The sequence below is a fragment of the Butyrivibrio sp. XBB1001 genome, from assembly GCF_000424505.1.
Classification (GTDB): Bacteria; Bacillota; Clostridia; order Lachnospirales; family Lachnospiraceae; genus Butyrivibrio.
In genome coordinates, this window is sequence record NZ_AUKA01000002.1 from 212124 (window position 1) to 235412 (window position 23289).

Consider the following 23289-nt stretch of genomic DNA (forward strand, 5'->3'; position numbering starts at 1 on the left):
TATGGATTGCTTTTGCTTAGTTACTAACAAGGACAAGGACAAGAATCTTGAAATGACTATGCACATCAAGGATTACCTTGAGAGTCATGGCAAGAAATGTGTAATAGCAGAGAACATTGATAAAGAGGAATCTGAGAACAAAGTATCAAGAGACTATTTAAGTGTGATACCGGAAGAGGCAGAATGCTGCATAGTCCTGGGCGGAGACGGAACAATGCTGCAGGCAGCAAGAAGCGCAGCTTACCTTGATGTTCCGCTTATTGGTGTAAACCTGGGTACACTTGGATATCTGGCTGATGTAGAGGTTGGAAATGTTGATGATGCGCTGCGTCAGCTCCTTGCAGGTGACTATGATATAGAAGACAGAATGATGCTCTATGGAGTTGTTGATGACAAGCACGACTACGCTCTAAACGATATTATTATTACCAGAGCTGGTGAGTTTTCAATAATCAACTTTGACATATATGTAAATGATATGTTCCTTTGCAATTATCACGCAGATGGAATTGCGATTTCAACTCCTACAGGTTCAACAGGCTATAGCCTGTCAGCGGGAGGGCCTATCGTTGAGCCTTCAGCCAACATGATCCTGATTACTCCTATCTGTCCACATACTATTAATTCAAGGAGTATGGTCCTTTCAGATAAGACCAAGATAACAGTGGTCATGAGAGAGGGCAGAGGTGGAGCTGTGCAGAAGTCAATTGCTTATTTTGACGGGAGCGGAAGGCTGGAACTTCAGACAGGCAGCAGGATTGAGATAGAAAGAGCTAATAAGACAACCAAGATAGTCAAGCTTAACAAGGTAAGCTTTTTGCAGGCTCTTGGTAAGAAATTTGATGCTAAATAATTATGAAATTGCGAGGACAATTAAGTCCTGAGCAATTCGATATATAATGATTTTTGTGATTTATGAGTGGGGTATTTTTGTATGAAAAAAAACAGACATGACAAGATAATTGAGCTTATAGCCAAGTATGAAGTCGAGACTCAGGAGCAGCTGGCAAGCCTTCTTAAGGATGAGGGCTACGATGTTACACAGGCCACTGTTTCAAGAGATATCAGGCAGATGAAGCTCAGCAAGCAGGTAACTGAGGACGGCAGACAGAAATATGTTTATTCAACTGCAGACCCAGAAGCTATGCAGGATAAGTATGTTAGCGTACTAAAGGCAGGTTTTGTTAAGATGGACCTGGCTCAGAATATTCTCGTTATCAAGACAGTTTCAGGAATGGCAATGGCTCTTGCAGCAGCAATTGATGCTATTGAAATGCCGCAGATTGTTGGATGCATAGCGGGAGATGACACTATTATGATAGCTATAAAGACTAACGAGGAAGCCCTGGAAGTAATGGATAAATTCCGTGAAATGCTGGAGTGAGTTAGTTCTTTTTACTATAAATAAGACGGGGTTCTCATTTCGAAAAAGGATGAGGAAATATGTTATACAGTTTACATGTTAAGAATCTTGCTCTAATTAAGGAGCAGGAGATTGAGTTCTCCAAAGGACTTAATATCCTTACTGGAGAAACTGGTGCAGGTAAATCAGTAGTCATTGGCTCTGTGAACCTGGCGCTGGGAGGAAAGGCCGATGCAGGCCTTATAAGAACCGGGGAGGAATATGCTCTTGTAGAGCTTGTCTTTGGGCTTGAGAATGAAGCTCAGAGAAAGCTACTGGAGGCTATGGATATCCAGCCTGATGAGGATGGAACAGTAGTCATACAGAGAAAGCTCATGCAGGGTAGAAGTGTATCTAAGGTTTGCGGGGAAAACGTCACTGCAAGACAGTTAAAAGACATTTCTAATATTCTGATAAATATCCACGGACAAAATGATCATCAGGAGCTCCTTCACAAGAATAAACATCTGGAGATTCTTGATGAATATTGTATGGATGATCTTAAAAATCTTCCGGCCCAGCTTAAAGAAAATCTGCGTGTTCTAGAGGACATCAGAGAAAAACTGGATGAGACTTCCATGGATGAAAATTCCAGGATGAGAGAGCAGGAACTTCTTGAATTTGAGGTTTCTGAGATTTCTGATGCAGAACTCGTTGCCGGCGAAGATGAGCAGCTTGAAACTAGATACCACAAAATGGTAAATAGTCGCAAGATTTCTGAAGCTGCAGGGGTAGCTCTTTCTATGACTGGTTCTGGAGAGTCCGAGGAGAGCGCATCTGACATGATCGGAAGAGCTGTAAGAGAGCTGTCATCTGTTTCTTCCTACGACAGCGAGCTTGAGGATCTTCTAAGCCAGCTTTCGGATGTGGAGAATCTTTTGACAGATTTCAACCACTCTCTGTCTGGCTATATAAGTGACCTTGAGTTTGATGATGAGGAATTTCACACGGTTGAGGACAGACTCAATGTGATCAACCATCTCAAGGACAAGTATGGCGGTAGTATAGAGGCAGTTCTTTTGGAACTATCAAGGAAACAGGAAAGGCTCGATACCTTATCAGATCTTGATGCCCACAGAAATAAGCTACAGGCAGAGCTCAAGGCCCAGGAAGAGAAAGTTCTTTTGCTGTGTAAAAAGATCTCAGATATCAGGAAGAAGGCTTCTAAGGGACTTGAGAAAAAGCTTACGGAAGCGCTTATTGATCTGAATTTCCTGGATGTTCGATTTGAGATTTCTATAAAGAGCGATGAAAATAGCGTTACTTCCAAGGGGTATGATAGTGTAGAGTTCATGATATCTACAAACCCAGGTGAGGATCTTCGTCCTCTTGAAAAGATTGCAAGCGGTGGTGAGCTTTCAAGGATAATGCTGGCGCTCAAGACTGTAGTTGCCGACAAGGATGACATCAGCACGCTTATCTTTGATGAGATTGATGCGGGAATTAGTGGCAAGACTGCCTGGAAGGTTTCCAAAAAGCTGGGAGAGCTTTCGAGGGAGCACCAGATCATTTGTATCACGCATCTTCCGCAGATTGCGGCCATGGCAGATGAGCACTTTATGATCGAGAAGGGCTTGTCAGATGGAAGGACTGTGACTAATATCTACGCCCTTTCTGAAGAGGCTTCCATAGGAGAACTTGCAAGACTCCTTGGAGGTGACAAGATTACTGATGCAGTGGTGCAAAATGCTCAGGAAATGAGAAATGAAGCTCTTGAGAGTAAGAAAAGTTAAGTTTTTGGGGTGTGCTACGAGGATAGTAAAAATGACAATTGATAATGACAATCTAATGAACAGCATAATCGCATCTCTTGGAAGAATCGATACGATTTCTCTTGATGAGATGCCCAACATAGATCTTTATATGGATCAGCTCACGACCTTTATGGATGAGAGGCTTAAAAAGACAACACGTCATCCGGAGACCGACAAGATCCTTACAAAGACTATGATAAATAACTATGCCAAGAATGACCTGCTACCGCCTCCTGTCAGGAAGAAGTATTCAAGAGATCACGTCATTTTGCTTATTTTTATTTACTATCTCAAGAACATCCTGTCCATAAATGACATTCAGACTCTTTTAGGGCCTTTAAATGACAGGTTCCACAGAAGTGATGACGAGCTGAACCTTAGCAGGATCTATCAGAACGCCTATGAACTTCAGAGTGAGGCTCTAGAGCCCGTTATAGAGGACCTTAAAAAGAAATATGCAAGAGCTCTTGAGACCTTCAAGGACGAGAATATCAGCGATGAAGAGAAAAAGAAGATGCAGATGATCTCTTTTATCATTGAGTTGTCCTATGATGTTTACGTTAAAAAGCTTCTTATTGAGAAAATCCTTGATAATGTGACTGAGACCAAGGCAGCAGCCAAGGAGAAGTCTAAGGATAAGGGCAAAGACAAGAAGTGAGAATTACAGAAACAAAGGAATTAAGATATAGATGGGAATTTACGATACACTTAATATGCAGCAGAAAAAGGCTGTGCTTCAGACAGACGGACCAGTCCTTATTCTGGCTGGCGCCGGTTCGGGTAAGACCAGGGTTTTGACCCACAGAGTGGCTTATCTTATAGACGAATGCAATGTTAACCCCTGGAACATCATGGCTATCACCTTTACCAACAAGGCAGCCGGGGAGATGCGTGAAAGGGTAGATAAAATAGTTGGTTTTGGAGCCGAGAGTATCTGGGTTTCAACCTTCCACTCCAGCTGCGTTCGCATTCTTAGAAGATACGCGGACAAGCTTGGCTACGGCAATAATTTTACAATTTATGATACAGATGACTCCAAGACAGTAATGAAGGACATCTGCAAGAAATATCAGCTTGAGACCACAACACTTAAACTTCGTCAGATCATGAGCAGTATTTCCAAGTGCAAGGACAATCTGGTATCTCCAGAGGAATATGCCCTGGCTACGCAGAATGATCATATAAAGGTCAAGATTTCCAAGGCCTACACTGAGTATCAGGCAGCTCTTAAAAAGAACAATGCCATGGACTTTGACGACCTTATTGTCAAGACTGTTGAGCTTTTTAAGAAAAATCCTGATGTTCTTGACTCCTATCAGGAGCGATTCAAGTACATCATGGTTGATGAGTATCAGGACACTAACAATGCCCAGTTTGAGCTTATAAGGCTTCTTGCGGACAAGTACCAGAATCTTTGCGTTGTAGGTGATGATGACCAGAGTATCTATAGATTCAGGGGTGCCAATATCAGGAACATCCTGGACTTTGAGAAGGTTTACAAGAATGCCACTGTCATAAAGCTTGAGCAGAACTACAGATCAACGCAGCAGATCCTGGATGCGGCCAATGCAGTTATCCAGAATAATTTCGGCCGTAAGGATAAAGCTCTTTGGACTGATGAAAAAGATGGCGACAAGGTTCGTTTGCGCCAGTTTGATACAGCCTATGATGAGGCAGAGTTTATTGCTTCTGATATCGGTAAGTTAAAGAGAAATGGCAAGCTATCCTATGATGAGTGCGCAGTACTCTACAGGACCAACGCCCAGTCACGACTTATAGAAGAGCGCTTTGTTCATGAGGGTATCCCTTACGATATCGTAGGTGGTACGAACTTCTATGCAAGACGCGAGATAAAAGATCTTTTGGCTTACCTTAAGACAATTGACAACGGCTCAGATGATGTGGCTGTTAAAAGAATCATCAACGTGCCAAAGCGTGGCATAGGTGCCACAACCCTTGATTATGTCCAGAACTATGCGGATGAGAGAAGAATAAGCTTCTTTGAAGCCCTCTGCGAAGCAGATCAGATCATGGCTGTTTCAAGAAGTGCTAGTAAGCTTCTTGATTTTGTTACAATGATCCGTGCTTTCAGGACCAAGATGAAGACCTATTCTCTGGAAGACCTCCTCAAGGATGTCATTGAAGTTGTGGGATATATGGACTATCTTAAGACCATTGATGATGAGGATGATAGCGGAGATAATGACAGAGCCCAGAACGTGGATGAACTTATTTCAAAGATCGCATCCTACGAGGAAAAGGCAGAAGAAACAGGGGAAGAGGCTTCTCTTTCAAGCTTTTTGGAAGAAGTTGCCCTTATCGCTGATATAGATAAGATTGGCGAAGACAATGAGAAAGTTCTTCTTATGACCCTTCACAGCGCCAAGGGACTTGAGTTTGAACATGTTTACCTTGCAGGAATGGAAGAGGGAGTGTTCCCAAGCCATGTCTTTGACGGAGAAGAGGACCCTGAGGACATTGAGGAGGAGCGAAGACTTGCATACGTAGGTATAACCCGTGCAAAACGCCACCTCACTTTGTCAGCTGCCAGAATGAGGAAGGTTTGGGGTAGAAATGAGTACCACCAGACCAGCAGATTTGTCTACGAGATTCCGGACGAACTTCTTGACAAGTCAGGCCTAAGAGAAAGCAATAAGCCGGCATTTCTTTTTGATGACGGTGACTCAATTGACGAGTACGAGGGAGTCGAGTCAACATATTCAGATGATTCCGCTTATAGCCGTGGCTACAACAAGAGATACAACACCTACTCAGATGAGGTACCAGACAGCGACCTGGGCTATTCGGGAATAAAGCCAGCCTACGCCAAGGGCATCGGAAAGGCCAACGAAACCGCTGCTAAGAGTGGTGGATACGGTGCTAGTAGAACTGGAGCAGGATACGGTACTAGTGTGGATGGTACAGGTTATAGAACAGGAAATGGAAGCTCTGGTGCTGGCGCAAGATCAGGACTGGCTAACACATATAAGCTCAAGGCGTCACCAGTCAACAAACCACCAATTAAGCGCGCCCAACCCAAGGATAAACCATACATCTCAAGCGTTGCCAAAACCCACACCAAGGGAAGCCTTGCAGGCCTGTCCAAGGGAATGCCCACAACTACAGGCAAGCCTGAATACAGCGTCGGCGACAAGGTATCACACATCAAATACGGCGTAGGAGTAGTCACTGGCCTTGAAGAAGGCCCAAGAGACTATAAGGTTACCGTAGAATTTGACGACTGCGGCCAGAAGATCATGTACGCAGCCTTCGCCAAGCTCAAGAAAATCTGAACCGGAAATCCAATACGATTATCGAATTTCTGATGAAATTCAATAATCTATGTTATACTTATTACAGAATTATTTTTTTTATGAGAAAGGGGTTACCATGGAAGTAAAATCTAAGATCGATGAAATTATTGAACTGACAAGAATCAACGAATTACTGGACAAGAGAGAAGCAGCTAATGCCAAGAAGCCTTCCAATGTGATCCTTTGGGTATTGGCTGTACTTGGTGCAGCTTCTGCTGTAGCTATCATCTCATTTTTGGTTTATCGCTATATGACACCAGCATTTGAAGATGATTATTATGATGACGATTTTGATGATTTTGATGACGACTTCGATGATGAGGACTTCATCAAGGAGTGATACGATTTGCCTGGCCCTTTTGAGAAGGAGTAGTGACAATTCGTAGCAACAGAACAGAAATAGAAAAATTGGGGGCCAAGTGTGCCGGATGCTTTGGCGCAGCTTGGCTCTTATACTGTTCCAGAATAGCTATTTCTGTGAAACTGGAAACACTACATTTTTTGCTGAGTGCAGATGTGTAGATGAAATATGCGAAATTCTTTATTTTGAAAGATAGAAAGATTTTTTACCGTGAAAAAGAAAGAGATTATTGAAGGAATTGTAAAAAGGGTTGATTTCCCCAACAAAGGAATCGTGGAAACTGCTGAGGGAAAGGTCGTTGTAAAGGGCGTTCTTCCAGATCAGAAGGTTTCTGTGCAAATTCAGAAGGTTCGCAAGGATAGAGCAGAGGGAAGGCTTGTTGAGGTTTTAGAAGAGCCTACAGATGCTATAGAGAGCCCTTGTATCCACTTTGGCAAGTGTGGCGGCTGTAGTTACCTTACTATGCCTTATGTCAAGGAATTGGGCCTTAAAGAGCAGCAGGTCAGAGCACTTCTTAAACCTGCCATGGACAGACAGTCTGAGCGCGTTAACTGGGAAGGAATCAAGACTAGCCCGGTTAAGTTTGCGTACAGAAATAAAATGGAATTTACCTTTGGTGATGAAGTTATGGGCGGCCCATTGTGCCTTGGAATGCACAAAAAAGGCAGCTTTTACGATATAGTTACAGTTAGCGGCTGTAGAATAGTAGATGATGATTACAGAGCTATTCTTTCAGCAACACTGGATTATTTTTCACCTATGCATGCAAATGGAGAAATCTCTTTTTACCATAGGATGAAACAGACGGGATATCTTCGTCACCTCCTAGTCAGAAAGGCTGTAAGGACAGGAGATATCTTAGTTGACCTTATAACTACAACTCAGGAACAGCATGACCTTACTGGCTTTAAGGACGCTCTTTTATCCCTGACTCTTGATGGCAGGATTACAGGTATTCTCCACACCCAAAATGACTCTCTTGCTGATGCAGTCATAGACGAAGGCACAGAGATTCTATATGGCCAGGATTTCTTTTACGAGCACCTTTTGGGCCTTAAGTTCAGGATTACTCCTTTTTCATTTTTCCAGACAAACAGCTTAAGTGCGGAAGTCCTCTATCAGACTGTTAGAGACTACATCAAGAGCCTCTACGACCAGAAGAAAATCAGTAAAGACGGTGTAATCTACGACCTCTACTCCGGAACTGGTACGATTTCCCAGCTCCTTGCGCCTGTTGCCAACAAGGTTATCGGCGTTGAGATTGTAGAAGAAGCTGTCGAGGCAGCCAAGGAAAATGCCAAGCTCAATCACCTTGATAACTGTGAATTTATCGCAGGCGACGTACTCAAGGTCCTTGATGACATCCAGGACAAGCCTGATATGATCATCCTTGACCCTCCTCGCGATGGCATCAATCCTAAGGCCCTCTCCAAGATCATTGACTACGGCGTTCAGTACATGATCTACGTCTCCTGCAAGCCAACAAGCCTTGCCAGAGACCTTGAAATCCTCCAGGAAAACGGCTACGTCATGAGCAGAGCCGTTGCCGTGGATCAATTCCCCTGGACAAACCATGTTGAGACGGTAGTCCTTTTGACTAGGACCAAAGGGACGACGTCAGAAGGCTAACGCTGTCCATGCGATAGCTGTCTGCGATTGGCAAGTCCGAAAGGACGAAGACAGAGCAGAAACAGCGAACCGCTGAGACGGTCGTTCTGTTAACTAAGACAACCGCATAACCATGCGGGTTTGAAACGGTTTTAGAAGGAAACATGTCGACTAAACAGTTTTCTGATCACAAATTCTAACAAGATATTCTAATAATTGCGGCTGACTAAGCTTTTAGTCTGCCGCAATCTTGAACTTTTGATTCTTAGCAGACGTTTTATTCAAAGCTTGTCTGCTGCAAATCCAATTTTTTTTATATAGAACAGACATATTTATTGGTGTTTGTCTGCTTGATGCCTATATTTGGGAATATCAGCAGGCTAGAACAATTGAATTTGTCTGCTTGAATTTGAGGGTGCTGTATTTAAGCAGACCAAATGTCTTCAAATAGCCTGCCTAAATATGCATTTATGCATTTGTCAGCAGACATTAGGGCGCAGGATAGTCTGCCTAAGGGCAATATTTACAGAAATAAAGCAGACATTGGGGCGAGGGAAAGTCTGCCGAAGTGCAATATATACAGAAATAAAGCAGATACTAGGGCGAGAGATAGTCTGCCGAAGTGCAATATTTCTAGCGAAAAGGCAGACAGTACGCTGATAAACGGCCTGCCAAAGCCGCAAATATATAACGATAGGCAGACAAATAAAGATATACAAATAAAGGCAGACAAATAAAGATATACAAATAAAGGCAGACAAATAAAGACACACAAGTAAAAGCAACATACAAAAGAAAAACTTGTAATAGAAATAACAAATAGAAGGAGAAGTAACAAGTAAATGAATGGTTTAAAAGAATTACTAAAACATGAAGAGGAGAAACTGCAGGCGATAAAACTTGTTGTAGATAATAGGCTTAAGAATATTCCAGATGGTGCATTAAGAATAACATCAACCAGAAAGAGTCAAATACAATACATGCATTGCACTGAGCAGGATAAAAATGGACAATTCATAAAGAAGGAAAACCAAGAACTGGCATTTAAACTAGCTCAAAAGTCGTACGACCAAAAGGTACAAAGGTTAGTAGAAAGACGAATTAAGCAAATCCAGAAGCTCAGTGTTGAATATAACGACAATGAAATCGAGGATATATATGATCAGTTACATCCAGTAAGACAGAAGCTTGTCATTCCAGTAGAGAAGCCTTGGAGACATCGTCTTGCAGAATGGAAAGATATCTCCTACACAGGAAAAGAGTTTTCTGAGAACATTCCAGTAATCTACACTAAGAAAGGGGAACGTGTCCGATCTAAATCCGAAAAGATAATTGCAGATACATTCTATGATTTAGGCATTGAGTACAAATACGAATGCCCATTGAATCTTAAGGGAGTAGGAACTGTCTACCCTGATTTCACTATTCTTAGGAAAAGAGATGGTAAAGAAGTTTACTGGGAACATGATGGTAGAATGGATGACCCGTCATATGCGGAAAAAGCAGTACGGAAGATCAACTCGTATATTGCAAATGGCTATTTTCCGGGGGATAATCTAATAGTATCTTTTGAATCTTCAGGAAATGTGCTTAACGACAGAATTATAAAAAAGATGATTTCTAAATACATTTTTTGAAAGGACTTGATAAATGAAAGTACTTGTAATCCCTGATATACATTTAAAACCATGGATATTTGATAGAGCATCAGAAATCCTTAAGGAAGGCAAGGCCGAAAGAGCTGTTTGCCTTATGGATATACCTGATGACTGGAATATGGAATTCAATGTGATTCAATACCGAGACACCTTCGACAGGGCTATTTCTTTTGCCAAGGATAATCCTGAGACATTATGGTGCTATGGCAATCATGATGTCAGTTATCTCTGGGGCAAACTCGAAACAGGCTATTCACCATACGCTGAAAGAACTGTGATTTCAAAGCTTGATGAGCTAAAGGATTCATTACAGAACAAATCTCAGATTGCATTTATACACAGGATTGATAATGTGCTATTTATGCATGGTGGGCTGACTGCGGAGTATGTCAGCAGATTAAATCCTGAATTACTGGATGCAGATATAGATGAGGTTGTGGAAGCAGTGAATAGTGCATCGGATAAATATCTGTGGAATGATGAATCACCGCTTTGGTACAGACCACAGTATAAAGATGTGGAGGCTTTTAGAAAGGAAACCTATACGCAGGTGATTGGCCATACTCCGGTTAAGGAAATCTACGAGAAGAATGGTTTCATTTCTACAGATGTATTGTCTACATATAGTGATGGAAGGCAGATTGGAGAATCTGCCATGATCATTATTGATACTGAAACCAGGAAATACGAAAAGGTTCCAGTTATGGGGAAACTGGGATATAAAGTTTGTACGGTTACAGTGGGTGAAGAAGATCCAAAGACTTGATAAGTATAGAAAAGAGCTTAAGGTGGTTAATACCATTTTAGAAACAACCACTCATGATAATAGACGTGGCTGTTCGTCAGATAAACAAACAATCTATCTGACGAAAATGGATGGATAAAAATGCTATTGAAAAAATAGTAGCTTTTGTTATACTGAAACTAACAGGAGCTCCCACACCTCTCTTTGAAGTGTCCAATGGGAGCACATTTTTATTTTAGGGGCTATTATGTAACTTAAAAAGTCTAAGACTTATAAGGAGCAGGTTGAAATATTAAGAAATAAGGGACTTAAAATTCAGAACAGTGGCAATGTTATTTCTTTTCTCAATCATGTTAACAATTATAGGTTTTCGGGATATTTTCTTCCGTTTATTTCAAAAACAGACAAAAAATTTCATGATGGTACAAGCTTTGAGCAATTAGAGAATATATACTATTTTGACTCTGAATTAAGAAAGTTGATAATGGGAACTATAGATGAAATAGAGATATACTTAAAATCTCAGATTTCATATTACCATTCTCAGAAGTATGATGCAGAAGGCTATACAGATAGTACAAATTATAATAGCAAACATAACCACAATACCTTTTTACAACGTGTGTCAGCTTGTATAGCTGAAAACCAGCGTAGTTGTCCGCTATTTCTTAACCCCTTCACCGCAAACTATGTAAAAAGGGGTGAACATATCTGGTGCCTTATCCTTCGCAGTATGTTTAAATTATATGCTGTAGTACCGCATGTTGAGACAGTAGTCCTTTTGACTAGGACCGAAGGGACGACGTCAGAAGTCTAACGCTGTCCATGCGATAGCTGTCCACGATTGTCGAGCACAAAGTGCGAAGACAGAGTGGAAACAGCGAACCGCTGAGACCGTCGTGTTGCTTACTAAGACAACCGCATAACCATGCGGGTTTGAGGTGATTTTATAAGGAAACAAATCGACAAAAATCGAAGCAAACATTATGTACTTTTGGCGGACGATGTACATTGGGGAATACCAGTTGTGGGGACGAATATTTGCTGGGAAAGATATACAGGTTTGTTGAGGTTCACAGGGGACAATGAGGTTTTGTTATGGGAACAGGATATTTATTTAAATGTAAGAACTGCAAGAAAAGATACTCGGTTCAGCTGGGGATAGGATTTCTTTTTCCTAAGGTGTATAGAGAAACGCTGGAAAGTATAGATAATGGTAAGTATGGTGAAGAAATGCAGAAGCTTTTCAGAGAAACACCTTATGCTGCAGTGGATGCAGAACGTGAACTGTTTATATGTGATGATTGTGGTAACTGGAAGGTGGATGCAAATCTATCATTGTACGCACCGAATGATATTGAGCTTTTAAAGAGGCGGTCGTATGGCGAAAAAACTGTTGAAGAACTTGGACACGAGCCTTGTGTAATGCGTTTTGATTTGGAAGAAAATTATCATTTGATAAGGGAATATAGTCATATTTGCAGTAAGTGTGGGAATGTTATGAAGAAAAATTCTGACATTATCCCAAGTATGCTACCGTGCCCTAAATGTGGCACAGAAAATGAAGTGGCGAACTTAATGCAGTGGGATTAATGCTTCTTGACTATGGCCTTGATGGATATGCAGAGCAGGTAAAGATGCAATATAGGGAGCATCGCAATACTCCTGATAACTGCAAGTATTGTGGAAAGCATCTTGTAAGAAAGCCTCATTCCGGGAAAAAGCTTTTTTGCTCAGATGAGTGCAGGAGAAGATGGTGGAAAGAGCATCCTGAGGCGGGTAATAAATCTGCTGGCGCTTATTACAATCAAGTCTGCGCCTATTGTGGCCGTTTCTTTTCATCATATGGGAAGAAGGGCCGGAAGTATTGCTGCCACGACTGCTATATCATGGATCGGTTCTGGTCGGATGGTGATAAGGACAGAGTAGTAGCCAAGAATCCTGATAGGAAGACAATAAAGATTGCGCTTTAAATAATACTGCCTGTTAATAAGAATAGATTCATGGAGGGTGTCAATATTAAATTGACACTCTCTTTTTGAATGGCTATAATTGTGTCATAAAAATTTTGGCACAGGAGGTAAATATGATAACCACTTTGGAAGATGCTCTGAAAAGGATCAGTGAACTGGAAGTGGAAAATGCTAATCTGAAAGCTGAGCTTGAGGAATACAGAGGTCGTAAGTTTGCTGGCAGACAGAAACATGATGCAGCTTGGACGCAGTCATATAATGACTTTGCTGTCAAATTTGAAAGTGGCATGACGATCATGGAGATTGTAGCAGAAGGCAAGATAAGCAGGAGAACTGCATATCGTTACAAGGCTTATTATGATGCTTTACGTCAGAGGGAGTTAGAGGATTGCCAATGATATATTTTACAAGTGATTTACATCTGGGGCATAGAGGCATCATAACCATGCAGAACAGACCTTTTGAATCTGTAGAAGATATGAACCGGATACTACTTACAAACTACAATGCAGTTGTCGGTAAGGATGATACTGTCTATATTCTAGGAGATATTTGCCACCATATGAGTGTCGATGAAGCCAACAGTGTTATAGCTAGAATGAAGGGCAAGAAGTATCTGATAAATGGGAATCATGATAAAAAATATGATCCAGTATTATTTGAAGACATAAAAGATTTCATGACGGTTTCACTTAATGGAAGATATTTCGCACTTATGCATTATCCTATGCTGTCATGGCCCAAGAAAAACAGCGGAAGTATTCAGCTACATGGGCACATACACGCGAGAATGGATTATAACGAGCAGAACAGGAACGAAGGTGTGCTCAGGTATGATGTCGGAGTGGATGCAAATAACTTTTATCCTGTGTCGGTGAAACAGATTATTGAGTTCTTTGAAATGCCACGATAATCATGTAGTAATCGTGACAATACGTCTGACAAATTATATAATTTATCTGACGAAAGGCGCTCAAGATGAGAGAAAAATATCAGATTGAAATAGAAAAAAGAATAGAAGATGCTGATTCAGGTTATGCTTTTTCGGCGATAGATTTTGCTGATATTGCAGGGACTGATCCTACTAATAAGGCATTATCCAGACTTGGTGAAGCAGGGACGATCAGAAGAGTCATAAAAGGAATATATGATAAGCCATTGTACAGCAAGCTGTTAGGAGAGTATAGTTCACCAAATATTGAAAAGGTAGCTCAGGCGCTTGCTAGGAAGTATAACTGGACAATTGCTCCTTCAGGAGAAACAGCTCTTAACTTCCTGCATTTATCAACACAGGTACCTGTTAATTATAGCTATGTCAGCGATGGCCCATATCGAAAGTACAAGATTGGAAATTATCTGGTTGAGTTTAAGCATTGCGCCAATAAGGAAATATCCGGCAAAAGTTACATTACGATTATAGTTATTCAAGCAATTAAGAGTATTGGAAAAGATAGAATTCAGCCTAAAGACATAAGTATATTATCAGATTTGCTACCGGAAGAGGAAAAGAAAAAAATACTTCGTGAGGCAATGACTACTACACCGTGGATATATGGAGTTATAAAAGAGGTATGTAAAAAGTGACAACTATTGCTGATTTTTTTATGAAATAAATATAAGGTTAATTGAAATAACAAAGAAAGTGAGATACAATGAAACCAAGAAACAAAGAAATTTGTTTTTGGACTGTTTCGGTTAGGAGGTTCGTAATGATAGCTGAAATGAATAAAAAGATTATAAGCATTTCGTCAAAAAGACAGCTAACTATCCCAGGAGCTTTTTATGCAAAACTTGGGTTTGAAGATAAAGCAGAATGTATCATAAGGGATAATGAGTTGGTTATACGCCCGGCTAGAATTGATTCTAATGGTGAATTTGCAGAAGAGATTCTTTCTGATCTTATAAAGGAAGGATATTCTGGACAAGCTCTACTTAAGGAATTCAAGAATAGACAGGCAAAAGTAAGACCAGCAGTTAAGAAAATGCTTGATGACGCTCATAAGATGGCAACCGGAGAGCTTGAGTCAATGTCATATGATGATGTCTTCGGTGAGGAGGAATGATTAGTGGCAAAACTTATTATTTCTCCTGCAGCAGGTAAATATCTTAAAAAGATTAAGGATAAAAATCTTAAGGGGTTGTTTAAAGATGCAATTGATGAGATTGTTGAAGATCCATCCATAGGAGATGCAAAAGTAGGTGATCTGGAAGGAGTGTCTACCTACGATTTCAGGTATAACAAGACTGATTACAGAGTGGCTTATACAGTGGAATATGTAAATGATGAAACTGTAGTAGTGATTTTGGCAGGAACACACGAGAATTTTTACAAAGAATTAAAGAAGTATTGGAATTAAGAACAAGTATAGACGTGAGTGGAATTATGCAAGTCTACTTGCACAATTGCCTCGAATTCGAGGCAATTAAAGGTGATGAATATAGTAAAAGCAAAGAACATAAGTAATACGAGCAACTATTTCCAAAATGGAAATGGTTCAAAGGTAGTGGTTGTTGCCAAAAATGCAACAGCCGCTTCTTATTGCATTATAGGGGAACATAAATCCCTACGCACTGCATAAATCTTTCATGCAAACGCAGACAGTTTCTGGCTTTAGCACATACTTGGGGTGCGAATACATCCGTATGTACTAAGGGTAATGTAGCAAATACGGTAAATATCAGAAAAATGTATTTACCTAGTATTTTTAACACCCATAATTTCTATGTTCCTCAATGGGGTATACAGTACTAGTCCGTATATGTACATGCAAACATAGATGATTACGCATGTTGAGACGGTCGTTCTGTTAACGAAGACAAGCGCATAACCAAATCGATTTACTTATCTGAGATTATTCTAGTTACCACGGCTGGCCATCTAGCGCCAGCCGCGTTTCTAATTCACGTAGCAAATCAGTTTGCTGCGATCGAATATTTTTCAAGGAATATTTTTCGACTTTATCAGAATGAAAAAGCTTAGTTTACTGTCTAAATCTATGTGTTCTAGTGAGATGGAAAAGAAATATACTGGGAGCATGATGGCAGAATGGATGATCCCAAATATGCAGAAAAAGCTGTAAGAAAGATCAACTCATATATTGCAAATGGCTATTTTCCAGGGGATAATTTAATAGTATCTTTTTAATCTTCAGGAAATGTGCTAAATGATAGGATTATTAAAAGCATGATTTCAAAATATATTAGCTGACTAGTTGGACAAGACGGAATAGGAGACATTGTGTATGATCAAGGCTGTTATATTTGATATGTTTGAAACGCTCGTTTCAATGTTTTCCGGGGGTACATATTTTAGCGAAGACATGGCTACAGATTTAAATATCCCGGTTGATGCTTTCAAAAAAGCATGGCATTCCACAGAGCACGACAGAAGCTGCGGAAACTGTACGATAGAGGAAGGGATAAAGAAGGCTCTTGAAATGTTGGGATGTTACAGCGAGGAATCCGTAAAGCTTCTTTCAGATAAGCGAAAGAAGAACCTGGAAGGGATATTTGAACGAACTCCCGTGGATACTATAGCTCTTTTGCAGGAACTTAAGAGACGCGGCATAAAGATTGGACTTATAAGTAACTGTTATTCTGATGAAGCTGATGCTATTAGAAAAAGCTCTATTTTCCCATACTTAGATGCCGCATTACTTTCATATGAGCAGGGAATATGTAAGCCGGATCATGAAATATATAAGAAAGCAATGGAGGAGCTGGGAATTACAGCTGAGGAATGCCTGTATGTCGGAGATGGCGGTTCAAATGAGCTTTTTGCTGCCAGAGACCTTGGGATGAGATGCCTTCAGGCCCGGTACTTTGCTGATCTGGCTTTTGAGCCACATATTCCATGCTACAAGCTTGATGATTTTGAACATGCATATAAGCTGAGTGATATTTTGGAAGAGAGTGCATTGGGAACTGCAAAATTCTATTACAAGAACAATAACGCACCTAAACCAAACAGACCTAATCATATCGGCTCAACCATTCTGATCTTTCACGGAGAAAAGGTTTTGATGGAATCGCGTACAGATAGCAATCGATGGGCTTTCATAGGCGGAGGATTATTTCTTACAGAAACATTGATTGAATGTGCTATCAGAGAAACAAAGGAAGAAACAGGGATAGAACTGCAAGAACAAGATATTGTGTTCAAAAAACTTTTCGATGATCCTTCAATTATCATAGAATACCCGGACGGAAATATCATCAGAAGCATGATGGCTGTGTACCAGACTGAATTAAAAGAAGCTCCTCTACTACAATGTAGTGAAGAGTCAAAGAAACTAAAGTTCTTCACGCCTGATGAACTAAAAACAATAAATGTTGTGGAGACTCACATACCTATTTTAGAGGAATTCTTTCCAGAAGTAGTTACGAATGTTGATACGGTATGCTTTAGAAAACAATGATTTCATATAAAGAGGTCCATAAATAAATTTTATGAAAAGTCTGTTGACTCTTCCCTTAGGGAATCCCTTAAGGTGGTTTTATAAACAAATAAGGAGGTTCCGAAAATGAAAAAGAAAATGACATCAGGAGAAATGGCTAGGAAAGCGGGAGTATCACAGAAGGCAATACGTCTTTATGATGAAAAAGGGCTACTTAAACCCACCGAATACTCTGAAGGTAACTATCGTCTTTACGATGACGCAGCACTGCAGATACTGGAAAAAATTGTGGCTCTCAAGCAGATAGGTTTTTCCCTCGAAGAAATCAGAGATAATCTAAAGAGTGGTGAAGCCAGTGACATTAAGGGCGCGCTGGAAATACAGCTTCAGAAGATGGAGGAAAAGAAATATCAACTGGAGAAGATCACTGACGCAATTAAAAGAACTTTGGCACGAAAGGAAGAGCTTGACTGGGATGATGTTGCCGAAATCGTACAGTATGTAAGTGCTGACCAGTCTGCTGATGAGCGCCACTGGGATGCACTGAAGCATACAAGCGGAGAACTTGACTGGTATGTGAGAATCTTCAATTCTCTTGATCTTAAAGACGGAAAAAGAGTTCTTGATCTGGGATGCGGATACGCTAAGCTCTGGAGAAACAATTGGACTGACATTCCCAAGGGAACAAAGATTACAGGGTATGACATTCACGGCAGCTGGGCAGATGATTTTGCAAGGTTCATTCCTGAGAACAAAGATAAACTGCCTGAAGGTGCAGACATTAAGCTTGAATTTGCAGATCTTGAGGATGAGAAGACCTGGAATAAGATTGATGAAAATGGCGAATATGACGTAGTTATAGCTCATTACCTTGATTCTGAGATAAAAGATATCGAAGCTATCGTGGCACATGCCAGCAAGGTAGTCGCAGAGGATGGTCTGTTTTCTTTCAACGGTGCTAACGTAGCAAACTGGAACAATCTCTTTAAAGAAGCTATTGAAGCTATAGGAGAAGACTCATCATTCATAGATGAAACAATAGCTGGTCAGACAGAGAAGAGAAATCAGTATATATCCATGATGGAGAAATATTTTGCAAGGGTGGAGTCAGTTCTTTTGCCTAATCTTTGGCATTACACTGAGGCAAAAGAAATCGTGGAGAAGATAAAGGATTACTACAGGAATCATGAGAAAGCTATTGCCGGATATGAGAACAAGCTCCTTGCATATTTTGAAGATAAAATTGAAAAAGACGGTGAGTTTGTGCTTGAGGCAAGAAGCCAGTTCTGGCATTGCTACAAAAAGTGACTGGATTCAAGAAGAGTGTCAACATAACAAAGGAAGATATTGATTATGAGAGCTAATATAGATTTTAAGAATTATACTGACAGTGATTATGAGGCCTTGTGCTCTTTTCTGATTGCATTAAATGAGAACGATGACAGGCATATTAACTGGAACTGGGCAAGGCTGGAATGGATGATTGAACATCCTGAATTTGATAAGAGCTTAAAGAATTCCATTGGCCTTTGGACTGTGGACGACAAAATCGTTGGCGCTGCTATCTACGATATGTATTTTGGCGAGGGCTTTTGTGGAGTACTTCCGGAGTATAAAGATTTATATAAGGCCGTTCTGGAATATGCCTGCAAAGAGCTTAGGGATGATTCCGGCTTCGGACTAGCAATCTGTGATGAGAATACGGACGAATTAGAGATGACAAAGAGTCTTGGATTTACACCTTCGGACCTGGATGAGACCATCATGGAAAGGAGTCTTGATGTTCGCTCACTTGATGCAAAACTCCCGGATGGCCTTAAGTTATTTTGCCCGGATCCTGTTGAAAATGCGTATGATCTGCAATGGCTTTTTTGGCAGGGATTTGATCATAGTGATGATAAAGCAGAATTTGAGAGAGAAGAGGAGATTGTTCCAAGAGTCAGAAAGCATTTTAATAAGGAGTTAGGTGTTGCAGCAGTAAATGAAAAGGGAGAAATGGTGGCCTGTTGTCTGCTCTGGTATATGGCAGGGACTGATTATGTTTATGTTGAGCCTGTCTGTACTATACCGGCATACAGAGGGAAGGGCATTGCAAAAGCCTTGATATTTGAGGCGCTTCGCAGAGCCAAAAACCTTGGAGCAACTAGGGCTTACGTGATTTCCGATATGGAATTCTATGAGAGGCTTGGCTTCAGGAAGAAACATCATTATTCATTTTTCTGGAAAAAGGATGGCAAGTAAGGAGATACATGATAAAAATAGAGACGGAAAGGCTGCTCCTGCATCCGATATCAGATGAGGAAATGCAGAAGATTATAGATGACGAGAAAAATCCGGAAATGCAGAAGGCATATTCAGAGATGCTTCAAGGATGCCTTGATAACCCGGAAGACAGAGTATGGTTTGCTGCCTGGAACATGGAACTTAAGGAACAACCTAATACTATCGTGGGAGACCTCTGCTTCAAAGGAATCACAGATGACGGAATGGTAGAAATAGGCTATGGCCTTAAGGAAGGCTACTGTGGGAATGGATATATGACTGAGGCAGTAAGGGCTTTAACTGAATGGGCCTTGTCTCAAAACAAAGTATCACGAGTCGAGGCAGAAACTGATCCGGACAATCTGCCATCAAAGAGAATACTGGCTAATGTTGGATTTATTCCAAACGGTGAAGTAGGAGAGGAAGGACCAAGATTCGTCTTAGAGAAGAAAAATAACCGTGTGCGGAAAAGAATACCGGAATAAAGGAGAGAAAAACTTAGTATGGCAGGACAGATCACACATATGGAAATTGCCTTCAAACTAATAGACAGGTTGGCAATTTCAGAGAATATAGAGGAGTTCATCCTTGGCTCAGTGGCGCCAGATTCGGTGCACTTTGACGAGGATTACCTGAGTAAGAAAATCCATTCCCATTTATTCGAAAACTGCGGACCATGGGGAGATACGCAGAACTACGATAACTGGATTTTGAATATAAAAGCATTTTGGAACAAATTTGTGGTAAAAGAAAAAGACAACATCAAAAGATCTTTCTACGTCGGAATAGTTGTGCATTGCCTCACAGACTATTGGAATGACCTATCAATCTGGCGCGCTCTGCAAAAAAAGATGATCCCGCCCATGACCATAGACGAATTCAAGGAGGCCTATTACCCCGAATCAACCAGGATAGACAGGTGGCTCTATCAGAACATAGATGACGCCGATGATATCATGCGACTTCTGGAAGACTCAAAGGAAACTGATTTTGAAGACTATCTGAAAGCTGAATGCATTAAGAAGATGAAAAGACATCTCATAGACGTGCAATACAATCTCCCAGATCCTATCGATGTATCTGGCCACAAATACTATAAAGCTGATATGATGCGACAGTTTGTAAGCGAAGTCCCTGATAGAATCATCAATCAGATAAAAGCGTTTGAAAGTGCCTCTCCGGTGCAGATGCAGCTTATAAATGATGACTATCTTGGCCGTATAGAGAAGCTTCGCCATGCATGCAGAGGAATACTTGTAAGGGATGGAAAAGTTCTTTTGTGCCATGAGCCAAAGAGCGGACTTTACATCATCCCTGGTGGCGGTGTCGAAGGCCATGAAAACTACGCTGATTGCTGCGAACGTGAGATGCTGGAGGAGACAGGGTACAAGACAAAGGCCGCTGCAGCATATCTTGATATTGAAGAATTTTTTGATGTTTGGAGACACATCAATCATTACTACATTTGTGAACTCATAGAAGATACCGGAGTTCAGCACCTTACAGAAGCAGAAAAACTTGCTGGATATACAAATGCATGGGTTTCGTTTGAGCAGGCACTGGAGATATTCGGTAAATATGAAGACTACCACGAAACAGATATAGCAATTTATGGCCTATACAGGCGTGAACTTACTGCACTCAAAGAGTATGAGAAATACCTGATCATGACAAAAAAGTAAAAAAAGGCCCTCAGGACATCGCTTCAAGTGCATCAGAGCAGGCAAAAGAGGTACAGAACTCAGTTGAGAATGCAAGCATGTATGCATTTTTGACTTTTGACACCTATATCATAAATATAGAAGATAAACCGTCGAAAATATTACAAATTTGTTAGAATATTCAGAAAGCAGTTTATATAATTGCCATCAATCAGTTAATTCTATTCTGATTGATGGCTTTTTTGATTGCATAAAATGAGATGAATACAGCAAACATGCATGGTTAAGGTAAAAGATTAATCGAATCTGCATAAAAATGCATAACTAAATTACACAAAAAGCGCAGAAAAATATAAGAAAAGCAAACGAATAATTGTAATGTATTATACTAAAACGCGAATGATAATACGATTAAAAGAAGAAAACTATAAACAAAGTATAAAAATTCTATAAAATATTACTTGAAAAATTATTATTTCATATTATCATTAGTTTGATGAAATTTTGTATTGGAGATAGTTTTTTATGATTGAAACAAATGCAATTAGCACTATTGAAGAGGATGACGAGATCGACCTTGCGGAGCTTTTCTTCGTCCTCAGACAGAAAATCTGGATTATTATTTCATGTGGGTTGATTGGTGCAATAATTGCATTATTATACACAATGTTCCTGATCAAGCCATTGTACCAGTCTTCATCCATGATTTATATCTTTTCTAAGACAACTACTGTTACTTCAGCTATAGACCTTCAGATTGGTAAGCAGCTCACAGTAGATTTTGAGATTCTTGGTAAGAGTAGACCAGTTCTGGAGAAGGTTATATCTGATCTTCAGCTTGATACAAGTTATGAATCACTTCTTAAGACAGTTAACGTTGAGAATCCTACAGATTCCAGAATCATCAAGATCACAGTTAAGAATCAGGACCCTCAGCTTGCCTGCGATATAGCAAACAGTCTTGCTGAGAACCTTGCAGCAAGAGTTGCAGAGGTTACAGATACAACTAAGCCATCTTCAGTTGAAAGTGCTGTGCCTGCAGTTAACCCGGTTAGCCCTAGTAAGAAAAAGAATACTATGATGGGCGGAATGGTAGGACTACTTCTTGCTATAGCTGTAATTCTTGTTATGTACTACAGTGATATGTCTATCAGAAGTGAGGACGATGTCAGAAAATACCTTGGACTTGGTACACTTGCTGCTGTTCCATATGAGAAGAGCATTTCAGAAGGACATGAGTCCAGATCATCTAAAAAGAAAAAGGCCAAGAAGAGAAGATGATGAACAGGAAGAAAAAATACTATTTATGTTTAGCATTTATTTCATTCATTGTTATTGCTGGAATTGGCACTTATCTGTTTATTGATAGCAGAAATAGCAGGCAGGAGATGGATGAACTTGCATCCATGGCCTACTCTAGCTTAGAACAGAGCGATGATGCTATGGAGGATTCCTCCGCAGCTTCGTCCTCAGACATAGACCTTAATGATAGTAATACTTTAGCTTCAGAAGCTACATCAGAAGCTACTATAGAGGAAACATCAGAACAAACAAGCAATACATCTAATATCGACATAGTCAGTCTACAGAATGTTAATCCTGATATTTTCGCCTGGATCAATATTCCAGGAACCCTTATAGATTATCCGATAGTGCAGCATCCTACGGATGATACCTATTATCTTAGTCACGGACCAGAGGGAATGAACTCTTCACATGGATGTCCATTCATCGAAAGCTGTGATTCCATTTCTTTACAAGACTTCAACACTGTGGTTTATGGCCACAATATGAATGATGGCTCCATGTTTGCAGGACTTCATAAGTTTGAAGATAAAGATTTTTTAGAGAGCCATAGAGAAATCACCATCAGTACAGCTGATCACGAGATGTCTTATAGGATTTTTGCTGCGGTCATGTACAGTGATACTTATATACCATACTACTATGATGATTCAGTAGAGGCAGATAGATTGGCATTTTTGGATTCACTCAGTACCGATTGCGTTTCATCAAGGAGCATAATCCTTGATGATGAGAAGGTTGGTGCTGATGATCATATAATCACGCTTAGTACCTGCGATAGGAAACTACGTGATAACAGATTTATAGTGGTTGCTGTTTTAAAGAAAATCGATGGAGTGGATGTTTAAG

General features: G+C 40.4%; 25 protein-coding genes. All 25 read left to right on the forward strand.

Features of this window, described 5'->3' with window-relative positions; translation table 11 throughout:
- Position 1 precedes the first annotated feature (1 nt).
- Positions 2–853, forward strand: coding sequence for an NAD(+)/NADH kinase (locus G631_RS0103775; RefSeq protein WP_026488316.1), 852 nt, complete (start codon positions 2–4; stop codon positions 851–853).
- 81 nt (positions 854–934) lie between these two features.
- Positions 935–1384: an arginine repressor gene (locus G631_RS0103780; protein ID WP_026488317.1), complete on the forward strand. Its 450-nt coding sequence runs from the start codon at positions 935–937 to the stop codon at positions 1382–1384.
- Positions 1385–1443: 59 nt separating this feature from the next.
- Positions 1444–3135 (forward strand): DNA repair protein RecN, encoded by a 1692-nt coding sequence (gene recN, locus G631_RS0103785; RefSeq protein WP_026488318.1) that lies wholly within the window; start codon positions 1444–1446, stop codon positions 3133–3135.
- Positions 3136–3166: 31 nt separating this feature from the next.
- Complete coding sequence (locus tag G631_RS0103790; RefSeq protein WP_026488319.1) at positions 3167–3814, forward strand: DUF1836 domain-containing protein; 648 nt, start codon at positions 3167–3169, stop codon at positions 3812–3814.
- Between the two features lie 31 nt (positions 3815–3845).
- Positions 3846–6449, forward strand: coding sequence for a UvrD-helicase domain-containing protein (locus G631_RS0103795; RefSeq protein ID WP_026488320.1), 2604 nt, complete (start codon positions 3846–3848; stop codon positions 6447–6449).
- A gap of 97 nt (positions 6450–6546) precedes the next feature.
- Positions 6547–6810, forward strand: coding sequence for a hypothetical protein (locus tag G631_RS0103800; protein WP_026488321.1), 264 nt, complete (start codon positions 6547–6549; stop codon positions 6808–6810).
- A gap of 231 nt (positions 6811–7041) precedes the next feature.
- Entirely contained in the window at positions 7042–8460 is a 1419-nt protein-coding gene (rlmD, locus tag G631_RS0103810; protein WP_026488322.1) for a 23S rRNA (uracil(1939)-C(5))-methyltransferase RlmD, read from the forward strand.
- Between the two features lie 416 nt (positions 8461–8876).
- Positions 8877–9176 carry a hypothetical protein gene (locus G631_RS0103815; RefSeq protein ID WP_026488323.1) on the forward strand — a complete coding sequence of 100 codons (300 nt, stop codon included), beginning with the start codon at positions 8877–8879 and terminating at the stop codon, positions 9174–9176.
- A gap of 105 nt (positions 9177–9281) precedes the next feature.
- Positions 9282–10076, forward strand: coding sequence for a hypothetical protein (locus tag G631_RS0103820; RefSeq protein ID WP_026488324.1), 795 nt, complete (start codon positions 9282–9284; stop codon positions 10074–10076).
- Between the two features lie 13 nt (positions 10077–10089).
- A complete protein-coding gene (locus G631_RS17870) occupies positions 10090–10863 on the forward strand; it encodes a metallophosphoesterase family protein (RefSeq protein WP_081671217.1) in 774 nt (257 codons plus the stop codon).
- 313 nt (positions 10864–11176) lie between these two features.
- A complete protein-coding gene (locus G631_RS21605; protein WP_442855801.1) occupies positions 11177–11659 on the forward strand; it encodes an Abi family protein in 483 nt (160 codons plus the stop codon).
- Positions 11660–11940: 281 nt separating this feature from the next.
- The gene (locus tag G631_RS0103835; RefSeq protein WP_026488326.1) at positions 11941–12435 is read left to right on the forward strand and encodes a hypothetical protein; all 495 of its coding nucleotides are present in this window, start codon (positions 11941–11943) and stop codon (positions 12433–12435) included.
- Positions 12435–12815: a hypothetical protein gene (locus G631_RS19900; protein WP_051196798.1), complete on the forward strand. Its 381-nt coding sequence runs from the start codon at positions 12435–12437 to the stop codon at positions 12813–12815. Before G631_RS0103835 ends, G631_RS19900 begins: the two co-directional genes overlap by 1 nt.
- Positions 12816–12928: 113 nt before the next feature.
- The gene (locus G631_RS0103845; protein ID WP_035789293.1) at positions 12929–13213 is read left to right on the forward strand and encodes a resolvase; all 285 of its coding nucleotides are present in this window, start codon (positions 12929–12931) and stop codon (positions 13211–13213) included.
- Positions 13210–13728 carry a metallophosphoesterase gene (locus tag G631_RS0103850; RefSeq protein WP_026488328.1) on the forward strand — a complete coding sequence of 173 codons (519 nt, stop codon included), beginning with the start codon at positions 13210–13212 and terminating at the stop codon, positions 13726–13728. Before G631_RS0103845 ends, G631_RS0103850 begins: the two co-directional genes overlap by 4 nt.
- A gap of 65 nt (positions 13729–13793) precedes the next feature.
- Entirely contained in the window at positions 13794–14399 is a 606-nt protein-coding gene (locus G631_RS0103855) for a DUF6088 family protein (protein ID WP_026488329.1), read from the forward strand.
- A 125-nt stretch (positions 14400–14524) separates the two neighbouring features.
- Positions 14525–14878, forward strand: coding sequence for an AbrB/MazE/SpoVT family DNA-binding domain-containing protein (locus G631_RS0103860; RefSeq protein ID WP_035783510.1), 354 nt, complete (start codon positions 14525–14527; stop codon positions 14876–14878).
- Between the two features lie 3 nt (positions 14879–14881).
- A complete protein-coding gene (locus G631_RS0103865; RefSeq protein WP_026488331.1) occupies positions 14882–15172 on the forward strand; it encodes a type II toxin-antitoxin system RelE/ParE family toxin in 291 nt (96 codons plus the stop codon).
- An 885-nt stretch (positions 15173–16057) separates the two neighbouring features.
- Positions 16058–17233, forward strand: coding sequence for an HAD-IA family hydrolase (locus G631_RS20580; protein ID WP_081671219.1), 1176 nt, complete (start codon positions 16058–16060; stop codon positions 17231–17233).
- A 105-nt stretch (positions 17234–17338) separates the two neighbouring features.
- Positions 17339–18520 carry a MerR family transcriptional regulator gene (locus G631_RS0103880; protein ID WP_026488332.1) on the forward strand — a complete coding sequence of 394 codons (1182 nt, stop codon included), beginning with the start codon at positions 17339–17341 and terminating at the stop codon, positions 18518–18520.
- 45 nt (positions 18521–18565) lie between these two features.
- Positions 18566–19453 (forward strand): GNAT family N-acetyltransferase, encoded by an 888-nt coding sequence (locus G631_RS0103885; RefSeq protein ID WP_035789294.1) that lies wholly within the window; start codon positions 18566–18568, stop codon positions 19451–19453.
- A gap of 8 nt (positions 19454–19461) precedes the next feature.
- Positions 19462–19959 carry a GNAT family N-acetyltransferase gene (locus tag G631_RS17890; RefSeq protein ID WP_081671220.1) on the forward strand — a complete coding sequence of 166 codons (498 nt, stop codon included), beginning with the start codon at positions 19462–19464 and terminating at the stop codon, positions 19957–19959.
- Between the two features lie 18 nt (positions 19960–19977).
- Positions 19978–21156, forward strand: a complete 1179-nt coding sequence (locus tag G631_RS20585) for an NUDIX domain-containing protein (RefSeq protein WP_081671221.1) — start codon at positions 19978–19980, stop codon at positions 21154–21156.
- A gap of 504 nt (positions 21157–21660) precedes the next feature.
- Complete coding sequence (locus G631_RS0103900) at positions 21661–22416, forward strand: YveK family protein (RefSeq protein WP_026488334.1); 756 nt, start codon at positions 21661–21663, stop codon at positions 22414–22416.
- Positions 22413–23288 carry a class B sortase gene (locus G631_RS17900; protein ID WP_081671222.1) on the forward strand — a complete coding sequence of 292 codons (876 nt, stop codon included), beginning with the start codon at positions 22413–22415 and terminating at the stop codon, positions 23286–23288. The genes G631_RS0103900 and G631_RS17900 overlap by 4 nt, the downstream gene beginning before the upstream one ends.
- The last annotated feature ends 1 nt before the right edge of the window (position 23289 follow it).

Bases quoted from the DNA above. Each gene is read 5' to 3' on its own strand.
- G631_RS0103845 (WP_035789293.1), top strand. From the start codon at position 12,929: ATGATAACCACTTTGGAAGATGCTCTGAAAAGGATCAGTGAACTGGAA.
- recN (WP_026488318.1), top strand. From the start codon at position 1,444: ATGTTATACAGTTTACATGTTAAGAATCTTGCTCTAATTAAGGAGCAG.
- G631_RS0103885 (WP_035789294.1), top strand. From the start codon at position 18,566: ATGAGAGCTAATATAGATTTTAAGAATTATACTGACAGTGATTATGAG.
- G631_RS0103815 (WP_026488323.1), top strand. From the start codon at position 8,877: ATGTCTTCAAATAGCCTGCCTAAATATGCATTTATGCATTTGTCAGCA.
- G631_RS0103900 (WP_026488334.1), top strand. From the start codon at position 21,661: ATGATTGAAACAAATGCAATTAGCACTATTGAAGAGGATGACGAGATC.
- G631_RS0103855 (WP_026488329.1), top strand. From the start codon at position 13,794: ATGAGAGAAAAATATCAGATTGAAATAGAAAAAAGAATAGAAGATGCT.
- G631_RS0103860 (WP_035783510.1), top strand. From the start codon at position 14,525: ATGATAGCTGAAATGAATAAAAAGATTATAAGCATTTCGTCAAAAAGA.
- G631_RS0103850 (WP_026488328.1), top strand. From the start codon at position 13,210: ATGATATATTTTACAAGTGATTTACATCTGGGGCATAGAGGCATCATA.
- G631_RS0103780 (WP_026488317.1), top strand. From the start codon at position 935: ATGAAAAAAAACAGACATGACAAGATAATTGAGCTTATAGCCAAGTAT.
- G631_RS0103880 (WP_026488332.1), top strand. From the start codon at position 17,339: ATGAAAAAGAAAATGACATCAGGAGAAATGGCTAGGAAAGCGGGAGTA.
- G631_RS17870 (WP_081671217.1), top strand. From the start codon at position 10,090: ATGAAAGTACTTGTAATCCCTGATATACATTTAAAACCATGGATATTT.
- G631_RS19900 (WP_051196798.1), top strand. From the start codon at position 12,435: ATGCTTCTTGACTATGGCCTTGATGGATATGCAGAGCAGGTAAAGATG.
- G631_RS0103820 (WP_026488324.1), top strand. From the start codon at position 9,282: ATGAATGGTTTAAAAGAATTACTAAAACATGAAGAGGAGAAACTGCAG.
- G631_RS0103790 (WP_026488319.1), top strand. From the start codon at position 3,167: ATGACAATTGATAATGACAATCTAATGAACAGCATAATCGCATCTCTT.
- G631_RS0103800 (WP_026488321.1), top strand. From the start codon at position 6,547: ATGGAAGTAAAATCTAAGATCGATGAAATTATTGAACTGACAAGAATC.
- G631_RS0103775 (WP_026488316.1), top strand. From the start codon at position 2: ATGGATTGCTTTTGCTTAGTTACTAACAAGGACAAGGACAAGAATCTT.
- G631_RS20580 (WP_081671219.1), top strand. From the start codon at position 16,058: ATGATCAAGGCTGTTATATTTGATATGTTTGAAACGCTCGTTTCAATG.
- G631_RS0103835 (WP_026488326.1), top strand. From the start codon at position 11,941: ATGGGAACAGGATATTTATTTAAATGTAAGAACTGCAAGAAAAGATAC.
- G631_RS17900 (WP_081671222.1), top strand. From the start codon at position 22,413: ATGATGAACAGGAAGAAAAAATACTATTTATGTTTAGCATTTATTTCA.
- G631_RS17890 (WP_081671220.1), top strand. From the start codon at position 19,462: ATGATAAAAATAGAGACGGAAAGGCTGCTCCTGCATCCGATATCAGAT.
- G631_RS0103795 (WP_026488320.1), top strand. From the start codon at position 3,846: ATGGGAATTTACGATACACTTAATATGCAGCAGAAAAAGGCTGTGCTT.
- G631_RS20585 (WP_081671221.1), top strand. From the start codon at position 19,978: ATGGCAGGACAGATCACACATATGGAAATTGCCTTCAAACTAATAGAC.